Raw genomic sequence first — 23,577 nt, 5'->3', positions numbered from 1 at the left:
TATCAGCCCGTCCGTGATGCAGTTCCTTCTGGCGTTCACCGTGGCCGCACCGCTCCTCGGCGCCGTCGCGGCCCTCCTGCCGGCCCCGCCCGGGCTCAAGGGCAAGAGCCCCGGACAAGCCGTGCTCCGCCACGGCGTCACCGTCACCGGAGTCGTCCTCGCCGCGGCCGTCGCCCTCACCCTGGGCTTCGACCACGACGCCCCGTCCCGCTTCCAGGCGACGACGGACATCAGCTGGATCCAGGCGCTGAACATCCGGATCCACCTCGGCATCGACGGCATCTCGCTCCCCCTCCTCCTGATGACCGCGCTGCTGTTCTTCCTCTGCGCGGTGTACAGCTACTTCAAGCTCCCCGAAGGCCCCTCCCCGAAGGCCTTCGTCGCGCTGCTCCTCGTACTCGAGTCCGGCACCCTCGCGACCTTCGCCGTACTCGACCTGATGCTGTTCTTCCTCGCCTTCGAGATGGTCCTCATCCCGATGTACTTCCTGATCGCCCGCTGGGGCGGTGCTCAGCGGCAGGCCGCCGCCTGGAAGTTCATCCTCTACACGCTCCTCGGCTCCGTGGTCATGCTGCTCGGGCTGCTGCTGATCGGCCTGAACAGCGGCACTTTCGACATGGTGGCACTCGCCTCTGACAACGGCCGCGGACTGAGCCACACCACCCAGCTCCTGGCCGTCCTCGCCATCGGCATCGGCCTCGCCGTGAAGACCCCGATGTGGCCGCTGCACACCTGGCTGCCCGACGCCCACACCGCGGCCCCCACCGTCGGCTCCGTGCTCCTCGCCGGCGTCATGCTGAAGATGGGCACCTACGGGTTCGTCCGCATCCTGCTGCCCGTCACCCCCGACGGCATGCACACCTTCGCCCCCTACCTGGGGGCCTTCGCCGCCGTCGGCATCGTCTACGGGTCCCTCGCCTGCCTCGCGCTGACCCGCAAGAACGGCAAGGGCGACCTCAAGCGCCTCATCGCGTACTCCTCCGTCGGGCACATGGGCTTCGTCCTCCTCGGCATCGCGTCCATGACCCCCACCGGGGTCAACGGCGCGCTCTTCGCCAACATCGCCCACGGCCTGATCACCGGCCTCCTCTTCTTCCTCGTGGGAGCCCTCAAGGACCGCTACGGCAGCAGCGACCTCGACACCCTCGCCGGAGCCACCGGCGCGGCCCTGTACGGCCGCGCCCCCCGCCTGGGCGCCCTCCTCGCCTTCGCCGCCGTCGCCTCCCTCGGACTGCCCGGCCTGGCCGGCTTCTGGGGCGAGATGCTGGCCCTCTTCGGCGCCTTCGACCCGGCCGAGGGCCTCTCCCGCCCGGCCTTCCTCACCTACATGGCCGTCGGCGCGTTCGGCACCCTGCTCACCGCCGCCTACCTGCTGATCGTCGTACGGCGCGTCTGCATGGGCGACCCGAAGGCCGGCCCCGAGATCACCGTCGCCGACGTCCAGCACTACGAGTTCGCCGCCTGGACCCCGCTGGTCGCCCTCACCGTCCTCGCCGGCCTGTGGCCGGCGGTCCTCCTCGGCCTCACCGACCCGGCCGTACAGAAGCTCCTCGCAGGAGGCAACGCATGACGGCCACGACGGTCCTCGCCGCCGACATCCCCAGCCTCGTCCAGAATGTCGACTGGCTCGCGATCGCGCCCGTGGTCATCACCGCCGCCGTCGCCGTGTTCGTCCTGGTCGCCGACCTGTTCATGTCCGAGGCCCGCAAGCCGGTCCTCGGCTGGATCTCCGTGGCGGGCCTGGCCGCCGCGACCGCCTCCCTGCTCCCGCTGCGCGCCGGCGACCGCACCACCTTCTGCCTCACCGGCGACCCGGCCGCGTGCAGCTACACCGCCGACCACTTCGCGCTCGTGGTGCAGTTCCTGGTGCTGGCCGGAGCCCTGGTCACCGCGCTGCTGTCGGTCACCGCCGTCCGCGACGCGCGCACCCCGGCCGGCGAGTACTGGTTCCTGCTGCTGTCCTCGGCCGCCGGCGCCGCCCTGCTGCCCGCCTCCCGCGACCTCGCCACCCTGATCGTCGCCCTCGAAGTGGCCTCGCTGCCCGCCTTCGCCCTCGTCGGCATGCGCCGCGGCGACCGGCTCTCCTCCGAGGCCGCCCTCAAGTTCTTCCTGTCCTCGGTCACCGCCACCGCCGTCTCCCTGATGGGCGTCAGCTTCGTCTACGCCGCCACCGGCTCCCTGCACCTCTCGCAGGTCGCCGGACGCCTCGAAGGGGTACCCGGGCAGCTCGACACCCTCGCCATGGCGGGCGTCGCGCTCACCCTCGTCGGCTTCGCCTTCAAGACCGCGGCGGTCCCCTTCCACTTCTGGGTCCCCGACACCTACGTGGGCGCCCCCCTGCCCGTCGCCGGATACCTCTCGGTGATCGGCAAGGCCGTCGGCTTCACCGGCCTCATCCTCGTCACGGTGATCGCCTTCCCCGCGTACTCGGACGTCTGGGGCCCGGCCCTGGCCGTGCTCGCCGCGCTCACCATGACCCTCGGCAACGCCGCAGCCCTGCGCCAGTCCGCCGACCGCGCCCACAGCGCCGTACGCCTCCTCGCCTGGTCCTCCGTCGGCCAGGCCGGCTACCTCCTGGTCCCGATCGCCGCGGCCGCGTACACCGACCGCGACCAGATCGGCTCCACCGTCGCCTACGCGCTGATGTACGCGGCCGTGAACCTCGGCGCCTTCGCCGTGGCCGCCCTGGTGGCCCGTACGAAGCCGCTGCACAGGATCAGCGACTACCGCGGCCTGTACGCGCAGCGCCCCGCCGTCGCCCTCGCGATGGCCTTCTTCCTGCTCTGCCTGGCCGGACTGCCGCCGGGCGTCATCGGCCTCTTCGCCAAGGTCGCCGTCTTCCGGTCGGCCGTGGACGCGGGCCTCGGCTGGCTGGCCGTGCTCATGGCCGTCAACGTCGTCGTCGCCCTGTACTACTACCTGCGCTGGACCGCGCTCCTGTTCCGCACCCCGGAGCCGGGGCCCGAGTCCGCCGCGGACGTGCCCGCCCGTACGAAGGCGCCCTGGCCCGTCGTGGCCGCGATCGCCCTCACCGCCGTGACCGCCCTGGTCCTCTCGGGCGCCCCGCAGCTCGTCCTGCGCTTCGCCTCGGGCAGCCTCTTCCCGCTGTAGGGGGTGTCCGGCCGCGTCCCCGCGGCCGCGCCCTTCCGCAGGGGATCACCCGTACGGAGTAACGCCCGCCGCCGCCCCCCGGCCCGCGCCACGGGGGCGGCGGCCCCGCCGTGCCCTGGGAACCAGACGCCGCCACCTCGCGTTGACCAGGAAGGGAGGGTCCACTGGACCGAAGTCCCTCAGATCCACGACGGGGCTCCCCTGCCGCACCACTTGGAGGGCGTACCGTGCACCGCCGGCACAACGGGCTGAAGACCGCCGTACTCCTCGGCGGGCTGTCCGCACTCATCATCCTCATCGGAAGCTTCTTCGGACGGGGCGGCCTGATAGTCGCCGTCCTCATAGCCCTCGGGACGAACGCCTACGCGTACTGGAACAGCGACAAGCTGGCTCTACGCGCGATGCGGGCCCGCCCCGTCAGCGAGTTCGAGGCCCCCGAGCTCTACCGCATGGTGCGCGAGCTCTCCACCTCCGCGCGCCAGCCCATGCCCCGGCTCTACATCTCGCCGACCGAGGCCCCCAACGCCTTCGCGACGGGACGCAACCCGCGCAACGCCGCGGTCTGCTGCACCGAGGGCATCCTGCGCATACTCGACGAGCGCGAGCTGCGCGGGGTCATCGGGCACGAGCTGAGCCACGTCTACAACCGCGACATCCTCATCTCGTCCGTCGCCGGAGCCCTCGCCTCCGTGATCATGTTCCTGGTGAACTTCGCCTGGCTGATCCCGGTCGGCCGCTCCAACGACGACGAGGGCCCCGGCATCTTCGGCATGCTGCTGATCATGATCCTCGGCCCCCTGGCGGCATCCGTGATCCAGCTCGCCATCAGCCGCTCGCGCGAATACGAGGCCGACGCCTCCGGCGCCCAGCTCACCGGCGACCCGCTCGCCCTGGCCGATGCCCTGCGCAAGCTCGACGCCGGCACCAAGCAGCTCCCGCTGCCCCCCGAGCCCCGCCTGGAGACGGCGAGCCACATGATGATCGCCAACCCCTTCCGGCCCGGCCAGGGGCTCTCCAGGATGTTCTCGACCCACCCGCCGATGGCCGAGCGCATCGCCCGGCTCGAACAGATGGCAGGACACAGCCGTTGAAAACCATCCTGAACGTCATTTGGCTCGTGCTCAGCGGGATCTGGCTGTTCCTCGGCTACTGCGTGGCCGGCCTGATCCTCTGCGTCACCGTCATCGGCATCCCCTTCGGGATAGCCGCCTTCCGCATCGCCGTCTACGCCCTCTGGCCCTTCGGCTACACCACGGTCGAACGCCACGACGCGGGCGCGCCGTCCTGCGTCGGCAACGTCCTGTGGCTGGTCCTGGCCGGCTGGTGGCTGGCCCTCGGGCACATCGTCACCGGCATCGCGCTCTGCGTCACGATCATCGGCATCCCCTTCGGCATCGCCAACTTCAAGATGGTCCCCCTCTCCCTCCTCCCCCTGGGCCGCGAGATCGTCCCCACCGACGCCCCCTTCGCCTCCCGGTGACGGCGGCCCCGCGCTTCGCGCTGTGGGGCGAGGACGAGGACCACGAGGACGAGCAGCTGTGGGCGCTGTGCGAGGACGCGGAGAACCTCTTCGCCGACCCGCCGGAGCCCCTGCGGCGCCGCTACGAGCTGCGCGGCCTCACCGCGGAGACCGCACTCCCGGCCGCGCTGGGATTCCTCGTACTGCAGCCGCTCCACGAGCACGGCGATCCCACGCGGGAGTGGTACCTGGAGGACGCCCGGGTCCTCACCACCCGCGTCCGTGGCGCGTGGCAGGACGTGACCGTCGAGGCCGTCCGCCCCGACCACCAGCCGACCCACCCGGCGGGTGCCGCCGCAGCCGTGGGCTTCAGCCTGTCGGACCACCAGGACAGGCTCCTGGGCCACTTCCGCGACCTCGCCGAGGTGACTCCCGTCGAGGAGCCGCCGCCGCACACCGTGCGCCTCCTGGGGTGCGCGGTGCGGGGGCCGCTGCTCGACGTACTGCAAGGCCGGGAGGAGCGGCCGCTCGGCTACCGGCACCTGGACGCCCTGGACGCCTCGGGCGGGCTCCTCGCGCGGGCGGGACACCCGCACGTCGTCGGCCGGCGGCCCTCACCGCGAGGGCCGGACCTGTACGACCTGACCGTGCGGATGGAACCGCAGCCGCCCGTCGTCGCGGACATCTGGCCGCTGTGGCGCGAGGGCCGCCCGGCCGTCCCCAACCTGTGGGCACGGTTCGACAGCCAGGGCCGCGACCACTGGCTCGGCCCCGCCCTCGTCCACCCCGGCGGACCGGACCGCCCCGCCGGAGCCACCTACCACCTCGACGGGCGGCACGTCACCGACCCCGAAGGCTTCCTCTGCGCCCTCGGCGAGGCAGTCAACGGCCCCGGCGGCTACTTCGGGCGTTCCCTCGACGGCGTCGCGGACGCCCTGTGCGGGGGCTTCGGAGCCGAACCCCCCTTCACCCTCGTCTGGCACGACCACGAGGTGGCCCGCCGCAGCCTCGGACTGCAGCCGCTCGTCCGGCACCCCGCCACCTTCCGTGAACTCCTCCGGTTCCTGCAGGAAGAGGGCGTCGAGGTCGTCCTGGCCTGAGTTGTCCACAGGCCGGGGCGGCTGTCAGCGCGGTGCGCCACCATGAACACATGAACGAAACCGAGCAGTTGCTGGAGCAAGCAACCGACCGGGTACGGGACTCCGTGCGCGAGCGCGGCCGGCCCCCTCCCGTACCCCTGGCGCGACAAGTCCCCGAGCCTGGCCGGCCGGCTGCGCGACCGGCTCGACGGCACCGGCTGGTTCCGCGAGGGGTGGGAGGAGGGTGAGACGGAGCCGACTCCCCGGGCGGAGCTCAGCACCCGGTGCGCGGCCTGCACCGGCCCCGCCCCCCGTAGACCGGCGCGCCCGGCGCAGGCACCGCCGCCCCCGTGACCGCCGACGCGAGGGGCAGCGCACACGCCGGCACCACGCAGCCGGACAGCCCCGCCGCTGCCACGGCCCGGTCCTTGACAGCTGAACCGAGAGTCCACGCGGAAGCGTTCGCGATCGTGTAGTAGACCAGCACTCCGAAAGACACGGCCTAACTGACACCTTCCCGGCCCGGGAGCGGCAGGCGCCCGCGCTCCCACCCCTCCAGGGCGGTCAGGCAGGCGTGGTCCAGGTGCCGCAGCCCGCTGAGGTCGAGCCGCACCGACGGCCCGTGCGGCAACGCCTCCAGGGCGTCCAGCAGTTTCGGCAGCCGCAGGAAACTGGCGTTCCCCGCGACCCGGACGCACAGCTCGTCGCCCTCCCACGCCTCCTCGATGTGCACGTGCGAGGTCTCCCAGGCCGCCTTGGCCACCGCCAGCCCCAGCCCGATCAGCACCCCTTCGAAGAGGCTGGTGGCCACGATCGAGACGGCGGTCACCACCAGGACCACCGCCTCGCCCCGGTGGGTCCGCCACAGGGCCGCCACCGCCCGGGCCGGCAGCAGCTTCCAGCCCGCGTGCAGCAGCACCCCGGCGAGCGCCGCCAGCGGGACCACCTCCAGCACCTGCGGAAAGGCCACCGCAAACAGCAGCAGCCAGCCGCCGTGCATGATCCGGGCCGCCCGGGTACGGGCCCCGGCCTCCACGTTCGCCGAGCTGCGCACGATCACGGCCGTCATCGGCAGCGCCCCGAGCAGCCCGCACACGGTGTTCCCGATGCCCTGCGCCACGAGTTCCCGGTCGTAGTCGGTGCGCGGCCCGTCATGCATCCGGTCGACGGCCGCGGCGCTGAAGAGGGTCTCGGCGGAGGCGATCAGCGCGAGCGCGACCACGGTCCCGACGGCCCCGACCGACCCCAGCACCCCGAAGCCGGACCATCCCGGCAGCGCCACCGCGTCCAGTACCCCCGTCACCCGGACCCTCTCGACGGGCAGCCGCAGCACCGCGGCCACGGCGGTGGCCGCCGCCACCCCGGCCAGCGCGCCCGGCACCAGCCGCGCCCGGGCCGGCACCCGGCGCCAGAGCACCAGGACGGCGATGGTCCCCGCACCCAGCGCCACGGCGGCCCAGTCGGCCCGCGCCCCGAGCTCGTGCACCGTCGCCATCTTGGCCAGGGTCTTGCCGGGAGCCTCCACCCCGCCCACGGCGTAGAGCTGCCCGGCGATCAGCACGAGCCCGATCCCGGCCAGCATCCCGTGCACCACGGCCACCGAGATCGCCCGGAACCACCGCCCGAGCCGCAGCACCCCCATGCCCAGCTGGAGCGCCCCGGCGGCCAGCACCAGCACCCCGAGGGCGGCCGGTCCGTAGCCGTGCACGGCCTCGTAGACCAGCACGGTCAGCCCGGCCGCGGGACCGCTGACCTGCAGGGCGCTGCCCCGGAACCAGCCGGTCACCAGCCCCCCGACCACCCCGGTGACGATCCCCAGCTCGGCCGGTACGCCCGAGGCGACGGCCACCCCCACGCAGAGCGGAAGCGCCACGAGCGCGACGACGACGGATGCTCCGAAGTCCGCTCGGAAATTGCCGGCCCCGGGCATGCGGGAACCCCCTCGTCACGCGGTGATGGATGCCACCCAGCGTGGTGGGCGCACCAGCCCCCGCCTAGTGGCCACCGGGAGGCCGGGCAGGAGCACGCGCCGCTCACGCCCCGCACACACCGTGCGCTCCCCGCCGGGCGCCCATGACGAAGGGCACAACGCGGGCGGCCGCCGGTGCGCCCGGCGATCCGCCCCCGTTGTGCCCCACGGGTCCCCTCAGCGACGCTCTCGCGCCTCAGCGGTGGTTCAGCGGTAGTTCACGAACTGGATCGCGAAGTCCAGTTCCTTGCCCTTGAGGAGGGCCTGGACGGCCTGGAGGTCGTCACGGCTCTTGGAGCTGACGCGCAGCTCCTCGCCCTGGACCTGGGCCTTGACGCCCTTGGGGCCCTCGTCCCGGATGATCTTCGCGACCTTCTTGGCGTTCTCCTGGGAGATGCCCTCCTCGATCGACGCGAAGATCTTGTACTCCTTGCCGGACAGCTGCGGCTCGCCGGCGTCCAGCGCCTTCAGCGAGATCCCGCGCTTGACCAGCTTGGTCTCGAACACGTCGAGGACGGCCTTGACGCGCTCCTCGGAGACCGCCTCCATGAGGATCTTGTCGCCGGACCAGGCGATGGTGGCGCCGGTGCCCTTGAAGTCGTAGCGCTGCGAGAGTTCCTTGGCGGCCTGGTTGAGGGCGTTGTCGACCTCCTGCCGCTCGACCTTCGAGACGATGTCGAAACTGGAGTCGGCCATGTGCTGTGGCTCCTTGAAATCGGCTGTGGTGGGCCCCGGAGGGCCGCGGCCGGACATCCCCGGACCGCTCCGCAAAGCCTAGCCACCACGCCCACGTGGAGCGCTGATCAATCCGGTGGCGAACCACCCCCGAGCATCAGGTATCGTTTACGTCGTTGCCAGGGAACAACGCCGCAAGGCGGAGGGACCGGAGCGACATCCCATGGCGGTGTGCCCGAGTGGCCAATGGGAGCGGACTGTAAATCCGTCGGCTTAGCCTACCCAGGTTCGAATCCTGGCGCCGCCACGCGAGTGGAACCCCCGTTCATCTGCGGAAACGCAGTGGGCGGGGGTTTCTTCGCATACCCGGGGCACGCCCCGGACCGCCACGCCCCGGACTGGCACGCCGGACCGCCACGCCCCTGACCGGCGGGCCCCCGTTCACGGCCGGGGAGCGGTGACCGTCAGGTGGTAGGTCGTGTCGATCCAGAAGCCGTTCGCCGCCGCCGCCTCGACCTCCAGGACGAACTGGCCCGGCGGAAGGGGTTCGAGGGCGCACCACAGCCCCCAGGCCACCTGCGGTATCCCCCTCAAGGGGAAGGGCTTCGAGGAGAACTCGCTCAGCTTCAGCGGCGAGCTGTTCAGGGCCGCCGAGGCCCGGGTCACCTCCAGCCGCCACGGCTTGGTCAGGAACGGCACCGCCGCCCGCTTGGTGTTCAGCACCGGGAAGAACAGCGGCCGTCCCGACGGGATGCCGCACCGGCGCACCACCCGGCCGCCGTAGGTCCCCGCGAGGAACCACAGGTCCCCGGGCTGGCGCCACCCGGCGTACGCGCCCGTCGTGTCCCCCACCGGGCTCTCCTCGTCCGGCGCGGACAGGGCCCACCGCCACCACCGGGCCGCGAGCCGGCCGCCCTCCGCCGCGCTGACGCGCCACTCGCCGTCGCCCATGCCCCACCCCGGAAGCCCGTACGGCCGCCCCCTGCGGCCGATTTCGGGGTGACCCTATCGGCCCCCCGCCACGCACCGAAGCGGTCGGCCGGTCGTTTCACGGGGCATGACATGGACTTCGGACAAACGCGGCAAAGCCGGAGGCGGCGTACTGGTCGCCCTGCTCGGGGCCGGCATCCCGGCCCTGGTCGGAGCCGCGCTGCACGGCCACACGGGGGAGCCCTACCGGGAGACCCGGCTGCATTTCGCCGCGCAGCGCCCCGACGGCCGGGAACCCGTCGGCAAGGGGGAGTTCACCCGGTTCCTGGACCGCGAGGTCACCCCCGCCTTCCCCGAAGGGCTCACCCTCCGGGACGCGTACGGCCAGTGGCGCGGCGACGACGGCGCCGTCGTCCGCGAGCCCGGCTACGAGGTCGTGCTGCTCTACACCCGCAAGGAGGCCGACGAGCGCGGCGCCCGCGTCGAGCGGATCCGCCGGGAGTACGAGAAGCAGTTCCCGCAGCACGCCGTCCGGCGCACCGACGACGAGGTGCAGGCCGGTTTCTGACAGCCGGTCGGCACTCCCTCGCCGACCGCACCCCGCGTCAGTTGCCCGCCACGTCCTTCACGGCCACCGAGACCGGCGCCGAGCCCGAGACGAGCTCCAGCGTGAGCCCCGCCGTCGCCGGAGTCTCGACCAGCTCCGCCAGCACGGCCGCCACGTCGTCGCGCGGCACGGTACCCCGGCCCGTGCCGGCCTCCAGCCGCACCAGCCCCGTACCGGCGTCGTCCGTCAGCTGCCCCGGGCGCAGCACCGTCCACTCCAGCCCCAGCCGGGTCCGCAGGTGCGCGTCGGCGTCGCCCTTCGCCCGCAGGTACACGTCGAAGACCTCGTCCCCCTCGTGCTGCGGGTCGGAGCCCATCGTGGAGACCATCAGGAAGCGGCGTACGCGCGCCCGTTCGGCGGCGTCGGCGAACAGCACCGCCGCGCCCCGGTCCACGGTGTCCTTGCGCGCCGCGCCGCTGCCGGGACCGGCGCCGGCGGCGAACACCGCCACGTCAGCGCCCTGCAGGATCCCCGCGACGTGCTCGACCGAAGCCGACTCCAGGTCGCACAGCACCGGTTCGGCACCGGCCTCCCGCAGGTCACCGCCCTGCTCCGGATCACGGATGATGCCCGCGACCTCGTACCCGCGCGCGGCGAGCAGGCGCTCCAGCCGCAGCGCGATCCGACCGTGTCCACCCGCGATGACGATGCGCATGTCCCGACCGTACGACGAGCCGCCCGCCCCCGCCCGCGAACACCCCGCGAACGGTTACGGTCCCGGCTCCGTACGGCCCTGCCGGGGCAGGTCCAGGGCCACCGCGACCGCCGAGTCGCAGTACTCCCGTACGGCACTCGTACGGGCTACCACGCGCCCCCGGTGGATCACGATGCGGCTGTACGCCAGCGACAGCACCCCGGCGATCCGGTCCCCGCGCACGGCGAGCAGTTCCGCCGGGAAGCCGGCCTCCACCCGCACCTCCGGCAGCCCCATGGCCTGCCGGGCGGCGGCACTGACCGTCTCGTAGGCCTCGCCCGCCCGCAGGCCGCCCTGGGAGGCCAGCAGGTACGCGGCTTCGAGCGGGTCGCCCCGGCCGACCGGGTTCCCGGCGTCCCGCAGCGCCCCGCTGCCGGCCGCGACGCGGACCCCGGCCGAGCGCAGGAGGCGGACGGGGGCGGTGCGCAGCCCGCGGCGCTCCAGGGCCGCGCAGTCGCCCTGGGGCAGGCAGGTGACGCGTACGCCGGCGGCGGCGAGCTGGTCGGCCGCGCGGGTGGCCGAGTCCAGCGGGAGCCGGGACAGGCCGCCGCAGGGGCCGATGGTCACCCCGGGCCGCAGCCCCCCGGCCATGGCCGCCAGCCGGGCCAGCCGGCCCGGGTCGTCGCCGTCGGTGTGCAGGTCCACCGGGCAGCCGTGCTCCGCGGCCAGCTCCAGGACCGCCTCCAGGAAGCCCGTCGGGTCGGGGTCGAGGTCGGGACAGCCGCCGATCACCGAGGCGCCCATCTTGACGGCGTCGCGCAGCATGGCGAGCCCGTCCGCGCCGGCCACCCCGGTCAGCAGGCGGGGGACGGCCACCGTGGTCAGGTCCGCGAGCCCGCGCAGGGAGCGGCGGGCCTGGAGGACGGCCTCCATGGGCCCCAGCCCGTGCACGTCGCCGATCCGGACGTGGGAGCGCACGGCGGTGGCGCCGTGGCCGAGCTGGAGCAGGGCCGCCTCGGTGGCGCGGCGCTGCACCTCGTCGGGGGTGTACGAGACCGGCCCCTCCCCGTCGGCGGTCAGCGCGGTGTCGCCGTGGGCGTGCGGCTCGGCGGGGGCGGGCAGGAGAAGGTAGCCGCGCAGGTCGACCCGGGACAGGGCGGGGGCGGGCAGGCTGCCCGAGGTTCCCACGGCCTGGATGCGGCCGCCGCTGAGCCGGACGTCGACGGTACGGCCGTCGGTGAGCCGGGCCCCGGTGAGCAGGAGCCCCGTGGCCTCGGGGGCGGGCCCGCCGACGGGATTGCGCGGGGAGGGGGAGGGCTGCTGCGGCTGGCTGTCGGACATCGCGCTCCTGCGGTGGCTCGGGCGGTCCTGTGCCGTGGCCGCAGCCGGCGGCCCAAGATCACGCAGCGTGCTCCGAGCCTAGGGCGCGGGGGTCCCGGGTTCGCGGAGGAGCGCAATAGTCGTACCGGTGTGGTCCCGGTGCGCCACCGAGGCGAGGGGAAGCGCCCCGGCCGTGTGACCCCGGACACAAACGGGCCGTTTCGCGGATCCGAAGGGGCCCGAGGGGCCGGTGGAATGACCTGGCGACTGCTTCGGAGCCCAGTCCCCCCAAAGGATTTGGGCGATCGGCGGGCAACCGTGTAATGTCTTCATCGCTCGCCCCAATAGCTCAGTCGGTAGAGCGTCTCCATGGTAAGGAGAAGGTCTGCGGTTCGATTCCGCATTGGGGCTCTGGTGAGAGAGGTTCCCCACCCTCGGGTGGGGAACGGATCTCATCAAAGCGGCGTAGCTCAGTCGGTAGAGCAAGCGGCTCATAATCGCTGTGTCACCGGTTCAAGTCCGGTCGCCGCTACACCCAGTAGCCGATTGCGGGGTCGGTCTCCCGATCGGCTACTCTTTTATGCGTTCACCCGTCCCAATCCGTCAAGGAGCACTCACGTGGCTGCCACCGACGTCCGCCCGAAGATCACGCTGGCCTGCGTGGAGTGCAAGGAGCGGAACTACATCACCAAGAAGAACCGGCGTAACAACCCGGACCGCATGGAGATGAAGAAGCACTGCCCGCGCTGCAACACGCACACCGCGCACCGCGAGACCCGCTAGTCACTGGCGAAGTCTCACATACAGGCACCGTCATGAGGTCGTCCCCTTTAATGGGGGCGGCCTTGTGTCGTTTCCGCGCCGGATCCTGATCAGGTGCGCGGCCGTCGGCCCGGTGTGGCCGGAGCACTTGATTCGTGCCGCCTTCGAGCGCGCCCCTTCAGCATGTCCCTGCAACGTGTCCCAAGCATGTCCCTGCAACAGGAGGCAGTGAGCCATGGCCCTCGATCAGACCTTCGTGGGGCGGACCTACCCGCCCACCGAGCCGTATGAGGTCGGCCGGGAGAAGATCCGCGAATTCGCGGTAGCGGTGGGTGACGAAAATCCCGTCTACACCGATCCCGAAGCCGCCAAGGCGTTCGGTCACCAGGACGTGATCGCCCCGCCGACTTTTGTGTTCGCCATCACCTTCGCGGCCGCGGGTCAGGTCATCGAGGACCCGCAGCTGGGTCTGGACTACAGCCGCGTCGTGCACGGCGACCAGAAGTTCGCCTACGTCCGCCCCGTGCGGGCGGGTGACCGGCTCACCGTGACCTCCACCATCGAGGCCGTGAAGTCGCTCGCCGGCAACGACATCATCGACATCCGGGGCGAAGTCCACGACGAGTCCGGCGAGCACGTGGTGACCGCGTGGACCAAGCTCGTGTCCCGCGCCCCCGAGGAGGCCTGAGATGACCGCGCAGATCCACTACGCCGACGTCGAGGTCGGCACCGAGCTCCCGGCGGCGTCCTTCCCCGTGACGCGCGCCACGCTCGTCCGTTACGCCGGTGCCTCGGGTGACTTCAACCCGATCCACTGGAACGAGAAGTTCGCCAAGGAGGTCGGACTGCCGGACGTGATCGCGCACGGCATGTTCACCATGGCCGAGGCGATCCGCGTGGTGACCGACTGGGCGGGCGACCCGGGCGCGGTCGTCGAGTACGGCGTCCGCTTCACCAAGCCGGTCGTGGTCGCGAACGACGACCGGGGCGCGCTGATCGAGGTCACCGCGAAGGTCGCCGCGAAGCTGGACGACAACCGCGTACGGGTCGACCTGACGGCGATGAGCGCCGGTCAGAAGGTCCTGGGCATGTCCCGCGCCGTGGTGAAGCTGGCCTGACGGGGGATGGGGGCCGGGCGGTGGTCCCCCCGCCCCCGCCCCCCGTTCCTCCCGCCGCGCCACCCGTGCACGCCGCCCCCCGTTCCCCCGGAACGCCGCTCCTTGACATGGTTAGTGATTGAGTACTAACTTACAAACATGGCAAGGATGAGTGCGGACGAGCGGCGCGAGAGCGTCATTCGCGCGGCGATCGTGGAGTTCGCGTGCGGTGGCTACTACGGCACCTCCACCGAGCTGATCGCCAAGCGGGTCGGGGTTTCGCAGCCGTACCTCTTCCGGCTGTTCCCCAGCAAGCAGGCCATCTTCCTCGCGGCGGCGGCCCGCTGCATGGAGCGGACCCGCGAGGTGTTCGCCCAGGCGGCCGACGGGCTCGTGGGCGAGGACGCCCTGCACGCCATGTCCGCCGCCTACAACCGGCACATCGCCGACGACCCGCAGGTCGTCCAGATGCAGCTGCAGATGTACGTCACCGTCGCCTCCGCCGAGGCCGCCGGCGACCTGGAGTTCGGCGAGCTGGTCCGTGCCGGCTGGCTCGAGCTCTGGGACACCGTGATGGCGCCGCTCGGCGGGGACGCCAACGAGGCCACCACCTTCATGGCCTACGGGATGCTCATCAACACCCTCACCGCGATGGGCTTCCCGCCCGGCCACCGCGTGTGGGAGGGGTTCCCCTCGGCGAGTCCCGAGTGCTAGCCCCTGCCCCTGACGGCTCGGCCGTGTTTTTTTGCCCGCGAAAGTTAGTCAGCAATAACTAACAACCTCCCAGGGGGGAACCCGTGAACCAGCCAGCCGAGACGAAGCTCAGCAGGCCTGCGATCTGGGCCCTAGTGCTCACGGGCGCGGCCAGCTTCATGGCCGCTCTCGACAACCTCGTCGTCACCACTGCCCTCCCCGCCATCCGTGCCGACCTCGGCGGCGGACTGGAGGACCTGGAGTGGACGGTGAACGCCTACACGCTCACCTTCGCCGTCCTGCTGATGTTCGGCTCCGCCCTCGGTGACCGCTTCGGCCGGCGCCGCCTCTTCATCGCCGGCCTCGTCGTCTTCACCGGCGCCTCCGCCGCGGGCGCCATGTCGTCCGGGATCGACCAGCTCATCGCCGCCCGCGCCGTGCAGGGAGTGGGCGCGGCGATCATGATGCCGCTCAGCCTCACCCTGCTCACCGCCGCCGTTCCCGCAGCCCGGCGGGGCGTGGCCCTCGGGATCTACGGAGCCGTCAGCGGACTGGCCGTCGCCACCGGCCCCCTGGTCGGAGGCAGCATCACCGAGCACATCTCCTGGCAGTGGATCTTCTGGCTCAACGTGCCCATCGGCCTCGCCGTGATCCCGCTCTCCCGCCTGCGCCTCTCCGAGTCCACCGCCCCGAACGCCCGCCTCGACATCCCCGGCACCCTCCTGATCAGCGGCGGCCTCTTCGGCGTCGTCTACGGCCTGGTCAACGCCAACATCCACGGCTGGAGCAACGCCACCGTCCTGACCTCCCTCATCGCGGGCGGCGTCCTCATCGCGGGCTTCGTGGGCCACGGCTTCCGGAGCGCCAACGCCATGCTGCCCATGCGGCTCTTCCGCGACCGGGGCTTCTTCGGGATCAACATCGCCAGCCTGATGATGTACCTCGGCATGTTCGGGTCGATCTTCCTGCTCAGCCAGTTCCTGCAGGGCGTCGTCGGCTACTCGCCCGCCGAGGCCGGCCTGCGCATGCTCCCCTGGACCGGGATGGCGGTCATCGTCGCCCCGATCGGCGGAGTGCTGTCCGACCGCATCGGCGGCCGCCCCGTCGTCGTCGCCGGCCTGGCCCTCCAGGCCATCGGCCTCGGCTGGTTCGCCATGATCCTGAGCACGGACCTCTCGTACGCCGCCCAGCTCCCGGCGCTCGTCCTGAGCGGGATCGGCATGTCCCTGTTCTTCGCCCCCGCCGGCAACCTGCTCATGTCCACGGTGACCACCGCCGACCAGGGCAAGGCCTCCGGCGCCAACAACGCCCTGCGCGAGGTCGGCGGCGCCCTCGGCGTCGCGGTCCTGGCCTCCGTCTTCTCCGCCCAGGGCGGCTACGAGACCCCGCAGTCCTTCACCGACGGCACCGTCCCCGCCCTGTGGATCGGCGCAGCCGTCCTGGCCGTGGCCTCCGCCCTCGCCCTGCTGCTCCCCGGCAAGGCAGAGATCGCCGCTTCCCAGGCGCAGGCTCCGGCCGAAGAAGCCCCGGCCCCGGCTCCGGCCGCGGCCCCCGCCCCCACGCCCGTCCGCGTCGGCTGATCGAGGAGTGAAATGTACTACCCGCAGAGAAGATGAGCCCATTACGATCGGTGCGGTCCGAAAGGGCTCGAACCCCCTTGCCGTGCGCCTGATCCGTACGAAGGAGACCCCGTCATGCCCGACATCCCCTGGCTCACGCCCACCCAGGCCGCCCCCGGGGCCGAGGTCTACGTCATGGCCTCCCGCTTCGAGACCGCCACCCTCGTCGGCGCCGTCAGGTTCTTCCTCAAGGCGCCCGGCATCATCGGACAGATCCGCAAGGCCCCCGGCGCCCACGGCGCGGCCCTCCGGGCCCGCGTCCTGGGCCGGACCTTCCTCACCCTCTCCGCCTGGGAGGACCGGGAGGCGCTCTACCGCTTCGCCCGCAGCGAGCCGCACCGCTCCAGCTCCCGCGCCGCCAGCGCGTACATGAAGGAATCCGCCTTCACCTTCTGGACCGTCCCGGCCTCGGAACTCCCCATCACCTGGGCCGAGGCCGAGCGCCGGCTGGCGGAGCGGAAGCAGGGCTACTGAGTGCCCCGCCGGGATGCGAGGGGGACGGACCGTACTCTTGTCCACGTGCAGGAACTCCACGACGCCCCCCTCGCCCCGCTGACCACCTTCCGCCTCGGCGGCCCCGCGGCCCGACTGGTCACCGCGACCACCGACGCCGAAGTGGTCGAAACCGTGCGCGCCGCGGACGAGAGCGGCACGCCGCTCCTGGTCATCGGCGGCGGCAGCAACCTGGTCATCGGAGACCAGGGCTTCGCCGGAACCGCCCTGCGCATCGCCACCACCGGCTTCGGCCTGGACGGCACCACGCTGGAGCTCGCCGCCGGCGAGAACTGGTCCGACGCCGTCGCCCGCACCGTCGAAGCCGGTCTCGCCGGCATCGAGTGCCTCGCCGGAATCCCCGGCTCGGCCGGCGCCACCCCGATCCAGAACGTGGGCGCGTACGGCCAGGAAGTCTGCGACACCATCACCGAGGTCGTCGCCTACGACCGCACCACCGGCGAGACGGTCACCCTGACCGCCGCCGAGTGCGCCTTCCGGTACCGCAACAGCACCTTCAAGGACCAGCCCGACCGCTACGTCGTCCTGCGCGTGCGCTTCGCCCTGGAGGACGCGGGCGGCCTCTCCGCCCCGATCAAGTACCCCGAGACGGCCCGCGCCCTCGGCGTCGAGGCCGGCGACCGCGTCCCGGCCGCCCTCGCCCGCGAGACCGTACTGCGCCTGCGCGCCGGCAAGGGAATGGTCCTGGACCCCGCCGACCACGACACCTGGTCGGCCGGCTCCTTCTTCCACAACCCGATCCTGACGGACGAGGCCTACACGGCCTTCCTGGCCCGCGTCCAGGACCGCCTCGGCGCCGACACCGCCCCGCCCGCCTACCCGGCCGGCGAGGGCCGTACGAAGACCAGCGCGGCCTGGCTGATCGACAAGGCCGGCTTCACCAAGGGCTACGGCAGCGGCCCCGCCCGCATCTCCACCAAGCACACCCTCGCCCTCACCAACCGGGGCGAGGCCACCACCGAGGACCTGCTGACCCTCGCCCGGGAGGTCGTCGCGGGCGTCCACGAGGCCTTCGGCGTCACCCTCGTCAACGAGCCGGTGACGGTCGGCGTCGACCTCTGACATGCACTGCCCCCTGCACGGGGCCGGTACGGACCCCACACGGCTGGTGGGGCGCGAGATCCGCCGGGTCGTCGCGTCCTGGCACATCTGCGAAGGCGAGCGCTCCGAGGCGCCCCTCGACGTCTGGCTGATCGACAGCGTCGGCGAGTGCACGCGCATCACCACCGGGTCCGACCAGTGCCTCATCGTCGAGTGCGCCGAGCCGCACGAGCCGTACGACCTGGGGGAGTGGGGCCGGATCGAGGTCGGCGAGGACCTCGGCGAGCACCCCTTCCTGCGCCACCTCGGCCAGACCGTCGAATCGGTCGCCGAGTTCGCGCTGCCCGAGCAGGGGCGCACCCACCTGGAGATCGGCTTCCCCGACGGTCACCGGGTACGGGCCGACTGCCACGAGGGCGACCTGCGGCTCACCCGGCCAGCCAGTGCTCGATCCCGTCCAGCAGCTTCGCCTTGACCTCCTCCGGCGCGGCCGAGCCCCGCACCGACTGACGGGCCAGCTCGGCGAGCTCCGCGTCCGTGAAGGCGTGGTGGCGGCGCGCGATCTCGTACTGGGCCGCGAGCCGGGACCCGAAGAGCAGCGGGTCGTCCGCGCCCAGCGCCATCGGCACCCCGGCCTCGAAGAGGGTGCGCAGCGGCACGTCCTCGGGCCGCTCGTACACGCCGAGGGCGACGTTGGAGGCCGGGCAGACCTCGCAGGTGACCTGCCGGTCGGCGAGCCGCTTCAGCAGCCGGGGGTCCTCGGCGGCGCGTACGCCGTGCCCGATGCGGGAGGCGTCCAGGTCGTCGAGGCAGTCGCGGACGGAGGAGGGGCCGGTCAGCTCGCCGCCGTGCGGGGCCGCGAGCAGGCCGCCCTCGCGGGCGATGGCGAAGGCGCGGTCGAAGTCGCGGGCCATGCCGCGGCGTTCGTCGTTGGAGAGCCCGAAGCCGACGATGCCGCGGTCGGCGTAGCGGACGGCGAGGCGGGCCAGGGTGCGGGCGTCGAGGGGGTGCTTCATCCGGTTCGCGGCGATCAGGACCCGCATGCCGAGGCCGGTGTCGCGCGAGGCGCTGTCGACGGCGTCGAGGATGACCTCGACGGCCGGGATCATCCCGCCGAGGAGGGGCGCGTAGGAGGTGGGGTCGACCTGGATCTCCAGCCAGCCGCTGCCGTCCCGGACGTCCTCCTCGGCCGCCTCCCGGACCAGCCGCTGGATGTCCTCCGGCTCGCGCAGGCAGTTGCGGGCGGCGTCGTAGAGCCGCTGGAAGCGGAACCAGCCGCGCTCGTCGGTGGCCCGCAGCTTGGGCGGCTCCCCGGCGGTCAGGGCATCGGGGAGGCGGACGCCGTACTTGTCGGCGAGCTCCAGCAGGGTCGACGGGCGCATCGAGCCCGTGAAGTGCAGGTGGAGGTGGGCCTTCGGCAGAAGCGTGAGATCGCGTACGTGCTCCATCTGGTGATCCTGCCGCATCGGTCACCCGATTGGCAGCGGATTACCTGAACGGGACATTGCCCGAACATGAATCTGACGCCGGGGCACCGCGCGGCCCCGGCGCCCCGGCGCCCCGGCGCCCCGGACGCCAGCGGGGCCGGGACGGGCCGGACATGCCGGAGCGGCGCCGCCCCCGCCGGGGTGACGCCGCTCCGTACCGCGGAACCGCCGGAGGCCTAGGCCTTGGCCTCCGCCAGGAGCTTCTGGATGCGGGACACGCCCTCGACCAGGTCCTCGTCGCCCAGGGCGTAGGACAGGCGCAGGTAGCCCGGGGTGCCGAAGGCCTCGCCCGGGACGACCGCGACCTCGGCCTCGTCCAGGATCAGCGCGGCGAGCTCGACGGAGGTCTGCGGGCGCTTGCCGCGGATCTCCTTGCCGAGCAGCTCCTTGACCGACGGGTACGCGTAGAACGCGCCCTCGGGGGTCGGGCAGAAGACGCCGTCGATCTCGTTGAGCATCTTCACCATCGTCTGGCGGCGGCGGTCGAAGGCCTTGCGCATCTCGGCGACGGCGTCCAGGTTGCCCGAGACGGCGGCCAGCGCGGCGACCTGGGCCACGTTGGAGACGTTGGAGGTGGCGTGCGACTGGAGGTTGGTCGCGGCCTTGATGACGTCCTGCGGGGCGATGACCCAGCCCACGCGCCAGCCGGTCATGGCGTACGTCTTGGCGACGCCGTTGACGACGATGCACTTGTCGCGCAGGGCCGGGACCAGCACGGGCAGCGAGGTGAACTTCGCGTCGCCGTAGACCAGGTGCTCGTAGATCTCGTCCGTGAGGACCCACAGGCCGTGCTCGGCGGCCCACTCGCCGATCGCCTTCGCGTCGTCCTCGCTGTAGACCGCGCCGGTCGGGTTGGAGGGGGAGACGAACAGGACGACCTTGGTGCGCTCGGTGCGCGCGGCCTCCAGCTGCTCGACGGAGACGCGGTAGCCGGTGGTCTCGTCGGCGACGACCTCGACCGGGACACCGCCGGCGAGGCGGATCGACTCCGGGTAGGTGGTCCAGTACGGGGCGGGGACGATGACCTCGTCGCCCGGGTCGAGGATCGCGGCGAAGGCCTCGTAGATGGCCTGCTTGCCGCCGTTGGTCACCAGGACCTGGGAGGCGTCGACCTCGTAGCCGGAGTCGCGGAGGGTCTTGGCGGCGATGGCCTTCTTCAGCTCGGGGAGGCCGCCGGCCGGGGTGTAGCGGTGGAACTTGGGGTCGCGGCAGGCCTCGACCGCCGCCTCGACGATGTAGTCCGGCGTCGGGAAGTCGGGTTCGCCCGCGCCGAAGCCGATCACCGGGCGCCCGGCGGCCTTGAGGGCCTTGGCCTTGGCGTCGACGGCGAGGGTGGCGGACTCGGAAATGGCGCCGATGCGGGCAGAGACCCGGCGCTCGGAGGAAGGCGTTGCAGAGGTCATGGGGCCAATCGTCCCAGACGGCCGAGAAGGCCCGCACACCGTTTCAGTCACCGGACGGAGCAGATCCGGATGTCTCCTGTTCGACGTCACGGCCCGGACCACGTACACTCACCTGTCGTTGGTCCTCAACAGCCGCCCCAGAGCGTGAGCACTCCGTGCACTCGCCCGGATGCGGTAGGTTGGGGGACGCAACAAAGGGTCGTAGCTCAATTGGTAGAGCACTGGTCTCCAAAACCAGCGGTTGGGGGTTCGAGTCCCTCCGGCCCTGCTCCACACTCCTTCTCGGATGTGTGCGCAGGTACGTACTTCGATGCAACGCCGTGCGGCGCAACCGGGCGCGGCTACGGCCACGACCCGGATTCAGGTGAGAGACGTGACGGACGCCCTGGGCTCCATCGACATGCCTGACGCCGACAGCGACACTCGCGAGAAGAAGGCCCGCAAGGGCGGCAAGCGCGGAAAGAAGGGCCCCTTCGGGCGCCTCGCGCTGTTCTACCGCCAGATCGTCGCGGAGCTCCGCAAGGTCGTATGGCCCACCCGTAACCAGCTCACGACGTACACCACCGTGGTGATTGTCTTCGTCGTCATCATGATCGGTCTGGTGACCGTGATTGACTATGGGTTCCAGGAAGCCATCAAGTTCGTCTTCGGCTGATCCCCGCGGAGGGCGGCGCCTTGATGGGTGCCGCCTTTTTTCGCATGTTCCACCACCTTTTTGTATCCAGGAAGAAGCAGCCACCGTGTCTGACCCGAACCTGAACGCGAGCCACGACTCCGTCGAGTCCGTCGAGGACCAGCTCGACATCGTCGAGGCGGCGGACGCTGTGGACCCCGACGAGGCCGAGCTCGCCGACGCCGAAGCCGGCATCGCCGCCGAGGAAGCCGCGCTGCACGTCGAGGACGAGGTCGACGCCGAGGCTGACGTCGACGAGGACGTCGAGATCGAGGACGCCGACGAGGACGCCGAGGACGAGGGCGACACCGAGGCCGACGCCGACGTCGAGATCGAGGACGTCGAGGAGGCCGCCCCGGCCGAGCCCGCCGAGCCCGTCGACCCCATCCAGGCCCTGCGCGACGAGCTGCGCCTGCTGCCCGGCGAGTGGTACGTGATCCACACCTACGCGGGCTACGAGAAGCGCGTGAAGGCCAACCTGGAGCAGCGCGCCGTCTCGCTGAACGTCGAGGAGTTCATCTACCAGGCCGAGGTGCCCGAGGAAGAGATCGTCCAGATCAAGAACGGCGAGCGCAAGAACGTCCGGCAGAACAAGCTGCCCGGTTACGTTCTCGTCCGCATGGATCTGACGAACGAGTCCTGGGGCGTCGTCCGCAACACCCCGGGTGTCACCGGCTTCGTCGGCAACGCGTACGACCCGTACCCGCTGACCCTCGACGAGATCGTCAAGATGCTCGCCCCCGAGGCGCAGGAGAAGGCCGCCAAGCAGGCCGCGGAAGAGGCCGGCCTGCCCGCGCCCGCCGTCAAGCGCACCATCGAGGTCCTGGACTTCGAGGTCGGCGACTCGGTCACCGTCACCGACGGCCCGTTCGCCACGCTCCAGGCGACGATCAACGAGATCAACCCGGACTCGAAGAAGGTCAAGGGCCTCGTCGAGATCTTCGGCCGCGAGACCCCGGTCGAGCTCAGCTTCGACCAGATCCAGAAGAACTGATCTTCCGGATTCAAGCTTCCGAAACAGGTCAGACCAGCCCGTAAAGGGCGGTCTGACCTGCTCGGTTTTTAGCCCCGCGCCCATACCCGTTATCGTGGTGCGGTATGCCTCCATCCGGATGACCGGACGGACGGCTGAAAACTCTCACTAGGACCCGGAGAGAGCAATGCCTCCCAAGAAGAAGAAGGTCACGGGGCTTATCAAGCTCCAGATCAAGGCCGGTGCGGCCAACCCGGCTCCGCCGGTCGGCCCCGCGCTCGGTCAGCACGGCGTCAACATCATGGAGTTCTGCAAGGCCTACAACGCCGCGACCGAGTCGCAGCGTGGCATGGTCGTGCCGGTGGAGATCACGGTCTACGAGGACCGCTCCTTCACCTTCATCACCAAGACGCCGCCGGCCGCGCGCCTCATCCTGAAGAGCGCCGGCATCGAGAAGGGCTCTGGCGAGCCGCACAAGACCAAGGTCGCGAAGCTCACGCGTGACCAGGTCCGCGAGATCGCCACGATCAAGATGCCCGACCTCAACGCGAACGACATCGACGCCGCCGAGAAGATCATCGCCGGCACCGCCCGTTCGATGGGTATCACGGTCGAGGGCTGATCCAGCCCCTCGCAGTTCCCCAGTGGTAGGGCCAAGCGCTGGTCCGTACCACGACTCCATGCCTGAAGCACTTACACAGGAGCAGAAGTGAAGCGCAGCAAGACTCTCCGCGCTGCGGACGCCAAGATCGACCGGGAGAAGCTGTACGCCCCGCTCGAGGCCGTCCGTCTCGCCAAGGAGACCTCCACCACCAAGTTCGACGCCACCGTCGAGGTTGCCTTCCGCCTGGGTGTCGACCCGCGCAAGGCCGACCAGATGGTCCGCGGCACCGTGAACCTCCCGCACGGCACCGGTAAGACCGCCCGGGTCCTGGTCTTCGCGACCGGTGACCGTGCTGCGGCCGCGGAAGCCGCCGGCGCCGACATCGTCGGCGACGACGAGCTGATCAACGAGATCGCCAAGGGCAACCGCCTGAACGAGTTCGACGCCGTCGTGGCGACCCCGGACCTCATGGGCAAGGTCGGCCGCCTCGGCCGCGTGCTCGGTCCGCGTGGTCTCATGCCGAACCCGAAGACCGGCACCGTCACCATGGACGTGGCCAAGGCTGTCACCGAGATCAAGGGTGGCAAGATCGAGTTCCGCGTCGACAAGCACTCGAACCTGCACTTCATCGTCGGCAAGGTCTCCTTCACCGACGAGCAGCTGGTCGAGAACTACGCGGCGGCCCTGGACGAGATCATCCGTCTGAAGCCGTCCGCCGCCAAGGGCCGCTACATCAAGAAGGCCGCCCTGAGCACCACGATGGGCCCCGGCATCCAGCTGGACTCCAACCGCACCCGGAACCTCCTCGTCGAGGAAGACCCGGCTGCTGTCTGAGCGGGTTGAGCCCCACGGGCTCGCCTGAGTGGCTGAACGGGCCCCTCGCTCCCTCGGGAGCGGGGGGCCCGTTTCCGTGCGTCCGGCGGTCCGT

The 23,577-nt window shown here is 71.5% G+C and carries 25 protein-coding genes and 4 tRNA genes; 22 read left to right on the top strand and 7 right to left on the bottom strand.

Going from position 1 to position 23,577, the window contains the following annotated elements; all coding sequences use genetic code 11:
* Positions 1–16: 16 nt before the first annotated feature.
* The 5 genes from ACZ518_RS05320 (at position 17) to ACZ518_RS05300 (ending at position 5,670) form a co-directional block, all read left to right on the top strand.
* Positions 17–1,570 carry a complex I subunit 4 family protein gene (locus tag ACZ518_RS05320; RefSeq protein WP_469111687.1) on the top strand — a complete coding sequence of 518 codons (1,554 nt, stop codon included), beginning with the start codon at positions 17–19 and terminating at the stop codon, positions 1,568–1,570.
* Positions 1,567–3,111 (top strand): NADH-quinone oxidoreductase subunit N, encoded by a 1,545-nt coding sequence (locus ACZ518_RS05315; RefSeq protein WP_469111635.1) that lies wholly within the window; start codon positions 1,567–1,569, stop codon positions 3,109–3,111. Before ACZ518_RS05320 ends, ACZ518_RS05315 begins: the two co-directional genes overlap by 4 nt.
* A 227-nt stretch (positions 3,112–3,338) precedes the next feature.
* Positions 3,339–4,202 (top strand): zinc metalloprotease HtpX, encoded by an 864-nt coding sequence (gene htpX, locus ACZ518_RS05310; RefSeq protein WP_469111634.1) that lies wholly within the window; start codon positions 3,339–3,341, stop codon positions 4,200–4,202.
* Positions 4,199–4,591 (top strand): YccF domain-containing protein, encoded by a 393-nt coding sequence (locus tag ACZ518_RS05305; RefSeq protein WP_469111633.1) that lies wholly within the window; start codon positions 4,199–4,201, stop codon positions 4,589–4,591. The genes htpX and ACZ518_RS05305 overlap by 4 nt, the downstream gene beginning before the upstream one ends.
* Positions 4,588–5,670, top strand: a complete 1,083-nt coding sequence (locus tag ACZ518_RS05300) for a barstar family protein (protein WP_469111632.1) — start codon at positions 4,588–4,590, stop codon at positions 5,668–5,670. The genes ACZ518_RS05305 and ACZ518_RS05300 overlap by 4 nt, the downstream gene beginning before the upstream one ends.
* Positions 5,671–6,151: 481 nt before the next feature.
* On the opposite strand, the gene ACZ518_RS05295 is transcribed toward ACZ518_RS05300, so the two are convergent.
* On the bottom strand, positions 6,152–7,579 hold the full coding sequence (locus ACZ518_RS05295) for a SulP family inorganic anion transporter (RefSeq protein ID WP_469111631.1): 1,428 nt from the start codon (positions 7,577–7,579) through the stop codon (positions 6,152–6,154).
* 246 nt (positions 7,580–7,825) lie between these two features.
* Complete coding sequence (locus ACZ518_RS05290) at positions 7,826–8,314, bottom strand: YajQ family cyclic di-GMP-binding protein (protein WP_007265868.1); 489 nt, start codon at positions 8,312–8,314, stop codon at positions 7,826–7,828.
* A 204-nt stretch (positions 8,315–8,518) separates the two neighbouring features.
* Between ACZ518_RS05290 and ACZ518_RS05285 the strand changes: the two genes are divergently transcribed.
* Positions 8,519–8,600: transfer RNA gene (locus ACZ518_RS05285), tRNA-Tyr, on the top strand.
* 134 nt (positions 8,601–8,734) lie between these two features.
* Here ACZ518_RS05285 and ACZ518_RS05280 read toward each other — a convergent pair.
* The gene (locus ACZ518_RS05280; protein WP_469111630.1) at positions 8,735–9,244 is read right to left on the bottom strand and encodes a hypothetical protein; all 510 of its coding nucleotides are present in this window, start codon (positions 9,242–9,244) and stop codon (positions 8,735–8,737) included.
* A 106-nt stretch (positions 9,245–9,350) separates the two neighbouring features.
* On the opposite strand from ACZ518_RS05280, the gene ACZ518_RS05275 reads away from it, so the two are divergent.
* A complete protein-coding gene (locus ACZ518_RS05275) occupies positions 9,351–9,791 on the top strand; it encodes a DUF3574 domain-containing protein (protein WP_469111629.1) in 441 nt (146 codons plus the stop codon).
* A 37-nt stretch (positions 9,792–9,828) separates the two neighbouring features.
* On the opposite strand, the gene ACZ518_RS05270 is transcribed toward ACZ518_RS05275, so the two are convergent.
* Together ACZ518_RS05270 and ACZ518_RS05265 are read right to left on the bottom strand one after the other, a co-directional pair.
* Positions 9,829–10,485, bottom strand: coding sequence for an SDR family oxidoreductase (locus ACZ518_RS05270; RefSeq protein ID WP_469111628.1), 657 nt, complete (start codon positions 10,483–10,485; stop codon positions 9,829–9,831).
* 54 nt (positions 10,486–10,539) lie between these two features.
* Positions 10,540–11,805: an amidohydrolase family protein gene (locus tag ACZ518_RS05265; protein ID WP_469111627.1), complete on the bottom strand. Its 1,266-nt coding sequence runs from the start codon at positions 11,803–11,805 to the stop codon at positions 10,540–10,542.
* 317 nt (positions 11,806–12,122) lie between these two features.
* Between ACZ518_RS05265 and ACZ518_RS05260 the strand changes: the two genes are divergently transcribed.
* From ACZ518_RS05260 to ACZ518_RS05215, 10 genes are all read left to right on the top strand, one after another.
* Positions 12,123–12,195, top strand: a tRNA-Thr gene (locus tag ACZ518_RS05260).
* Positions 12,196–12,243: 48 nt separating this feature from the next.
* Positions 12,244–12,316: transfer RNA gene (locus tag ACZ518_RS05255), tRNA-Met, on the top strand.
* An 86-nt stretch (positions 12,317–12,402) separates the two neighbouring features.
* Positions 12,403–12,567: a 50S ribosomal protein L33 gene (gene rpmG, locus ACZ518_RS05250; protein ID WP_469111626.1), complete on the top strand. Its 165-nt coding sequence runs from the start codon at positions 12,403–12,405 to the stop codon at positions 12,565–12,567.
* Positions 12,568–12,781: 214 nt separating this feature from the next.
* Positions 12,782–13,234, top strand: coding sequence for a MaoC family dehydratase N-terminal domain-containing protein (locus ACZ518_RS05245; RefSeq protein WP_007265874.1), 453 nt, complete (start codon positions 12,782–12,784; stop codon positions 13,232–13,234).
* 1 nt (position 13,235) lies between these two features.
* Entirely contained in the window at positions 13,236–13,664 is a 429-nt protein-coding gene (locus tag ACZ518_RS05240) for a MaoC family dehydratase (protein WP_469111625.1), read from the top strand.
* 138 nt (positions 13,665–13,802) lie between these two features.
* A complete protein-coding gene (locus tag ACZ518_RS05235; protein WP_469111624.1) occupies positions 13,803–14,357 on the top strand; it encodes a TetR/AcrR family transcriptional regulator in 555 nt (184 codons plus the stop codon).
* 83 nt (positions 14,358–14,440) lie between these two features.
* Positions 14,441–15,916, top strand: coding sequence for an MFS transporter (locus ACZ518_RS05230; protein WP_469111623.1), 1,476 nt, complete (start codon positions 14,441–14,443; stop codon positions 15,914–15,916).
* A 114-nt stretch (positions 15,917–16,030) separates the two neighbouring features.
* The gene (locus tag ACZ518_RS05225) at positions 16,031–16,429 is read left to right on the top strand and encodes a DUF3291 domain-containing protein (protein WP_469111622.1); all 399 of its coding nucleotides are present in this window, start codon (positions 16,031–16,033) and stop codon (positions 16,427–16,429) included.
* Positions 16,430–17,530, top strand: a complete 1,101-nt coding sequence (locus ACZ518_RS05220) for a UDP-N-acetylmuramate dehydrogenase (protein ID WP_469111621.1) — start codon at positions 16,430–16,432, stop codon at positions 17,528–17,530.
* 1 nt (position 17,531) lies between these two features.
* A complete protein-coding gene (locus ACZ518_RS05215; RefSeq protein WP_469111620.1) occupies positions 17,532–17,984 on the top strand; it encodes a hypothetical protein in 453 nt (150 codons plus the stop codon).
* On the opposite strand, the gene ACZ518_RS05210 is transcribed toward ACZ518_RS05215, so the two are convergent.
* Positions 17,938–18,957, bottom strand: a complete 1,020-nt coding sequence (locus ACZ518_RS05210) for an adenosine deaminase (protein ID WP_469111619.1) — start codon at positions 18,955–18,957, stop codon at positions 17,938–17,940. The genes ACZ518_RS05215 and ACZ518_RS05210 overlap by 47 nt on opposite strands.
* A 215-nt stretch (positions 18,958–19,172) precedes the next feature.
* On the bottom strand, positions 19,173–20,399 hold the full coding sequence (locus ACZ518_RS05205) for a pyridoxal phosphate-dependent aminotransferase (RefSeq protein WP_469111618.1): 1,227 nt from the start codon (positions 20,397–20,399) through the stop codon (positions 19,173–19,175).
* 195 nt (positions 20,400–20,594) lie between these two features.
* On the opposite strand from ACZ518_RS05205, the gene ACZ518_RS05200 reads away from it, so the two are divergent.
* From ACZ518_RS05200 to rplA, 5 genes are all read left to right on the top strand, one after another.
* Positions 20,595–20,667, top strand: a tRNA-Trp gene (locus tag ACZ518_RS05200).
* Between the two features lie 105 nt (positions 20,668–20,772).
* Entirely contained in the window at positions 20,773–21,054 is a 282-nt protein-coding gene (gene secE, locus ACZ518_RS05195) for a preprotein translocase subunit SecE (RefSeq protein ID WP_405979196.1), read from the top strand.
* Positions 21,055–21,139: 85 nt separating this feature from the next.
* A complete protein-coding gene (gene nusG / locus ACZ518_RS05190) occupies positions 21,140–22,066 on the top strand; it encodes a transcription termination/antitermination protein NusG (RefSeq protein WP_469111617.1) in 927 nt (308 codons plus the stop codon).
* 166 nt (positions 22,067–22,232) lie between these two features.
* On the top strand, positions 22,233–22,667 hold the full coding sequence (gene rplK, locus ACZ518_RS05185) for a 50S ribosomal protein L11 (protein WP_007265885.1): 435 nt from the start codon (positions 22,233–22,235) through the stop codon (positions 22,665–22,667).
* Positions 22,668–22,754: 87 nt separating this feature from the next.
* On the top strand, positions 22,755–23,483 hold the full coding sequence (gene rplA, locus ACZ518_RS05180) for a 50S ribosomal protein L1 (RefSeq protein ID WP_405979194.1): 729 nt from the start codon (positions 22,755–22,757) through the stop codon (positions 23,481–23,483).
* Positions 23,484–23,577: the final 94 nt, after the last annotated feature.

Source organism: Streptomyces sp. NPDC033966 (genome assembly GCF_055575955.1).
The sequence above is the reverse complement of the archived record's forward strand: the minus strand, read 5'-3'. Positions and strand labels throughout refer to the sequence as shown.

Coding starts and splice junctions, on each gene's coding strand:
- ACZ518_RS05320 (WP_469111687.1), top strand. CDS start 17: ATGCAGTTCCTTCTGGCGTTCACCGTGGCCGCACCGCTCCTCGGCGCC.
- ACZ518_RS05315 (WP_469111635.1), top strand. CDS start 1,567: ATGACGGCCACGACGGTCCTCGCCGCCGACATCCCCAGCCTCGTCCAG.
- ACZ518_RS05295 (WP_469111631.1), bottom strand. CDS start 7,579: ATGCCCGGGGCCGGCAATTTCCGAGCGGACTTCGGAGCATCCGTCGTC.
- ACZ518_RS05290 (WP_007265868.1), bottom strand. CDS start 8,314: ATGGCCGACTCCAGTTTCGACATCGTCTCGAAGGTCGAGCGGCAGGAG.
- ACZ518_RS05280 (WP_469111630.1), bottom strand. CDS start 9,244: ATGGGCGACGGCGAGTGGCGCGTCAGCGCGGCGGAGGGCGGCCGGCTC.
- ACZ518_RS05275 (WP_469111629.1), top strand. CDS start 9,351: ATGACATGGACTTCGGACAAACGCGGCAAAGCCGGAGGCGGCGTACTG.
- ACZ518_RS05270 (WP_469111628.1), bottom strand. CDS start 10,485: ATGCGCATCGTCATCGCGGGTGGACACGGTCGGATCGCGCTGCGGCTG.
- ACZ518_RS05265 (WP_469111627.1), bottom strand. CDS start 11,805: ATGTCCGACAGCCAGCCGCAGCAGCCCTCCCCCTCCCCGCGCAATCCC.
- ACZ518_RS05245 (WP_007265874.1), top strand. CDS start 12,782: ATGGCCCTCGATCAGACCTTCGTGGGGCGGACCTACCCGCCCACCGAG.
- ACZ518_RS05240 (WP_469111625.1), top strand. CDS start 13,236: ATGACCGCGCAGATCCACTACGCCGACGTCGAGGTCGGCACCGAGCTC.
- ACZ518_RS05235 (WP_469111624.1), top strand. CDS start 13,803: ATGGCAAGGATGAGTGCGGACGAGCGGCGCGAGAGCGTCATTCGCGCG.
- ACZ518_RS05225 (WP_469111622.1), top strand. CDS start 16,031: ATGCCCGACATCCCCTGGCTCACGCCCACCCAGGCCGCCCCCGGGGCC.
- ACZ518_RS05215 (WP_469111620.1), top strand. CDS start 17,532: ATGCACTGCCCCCTGCACGGGGCCGGTACGGACCCCACACGGCTGGTG.
- ACZ518_RS05210 (WP_469111619.1), bottom strand. CDS start 18,957: ATGGAGCACGTACGCGATCTCACGCTTCTGCCGAAGGCCCACCTCCAC.
- ACZ518_RS05205 (WP_469111618.1), bottom strand. CDS start 20,399: ATGACCTCTGCAACGCCTTCCTCCGAGCGCCGGGTCTCTGCCCGCATC.
- rplK (WP_007265885.1), top strand. CDS start 22,233: ATGCCTCCCAAGAAGAAGAAGGTCACGGGGCTTATCAAGCTCCAGATC.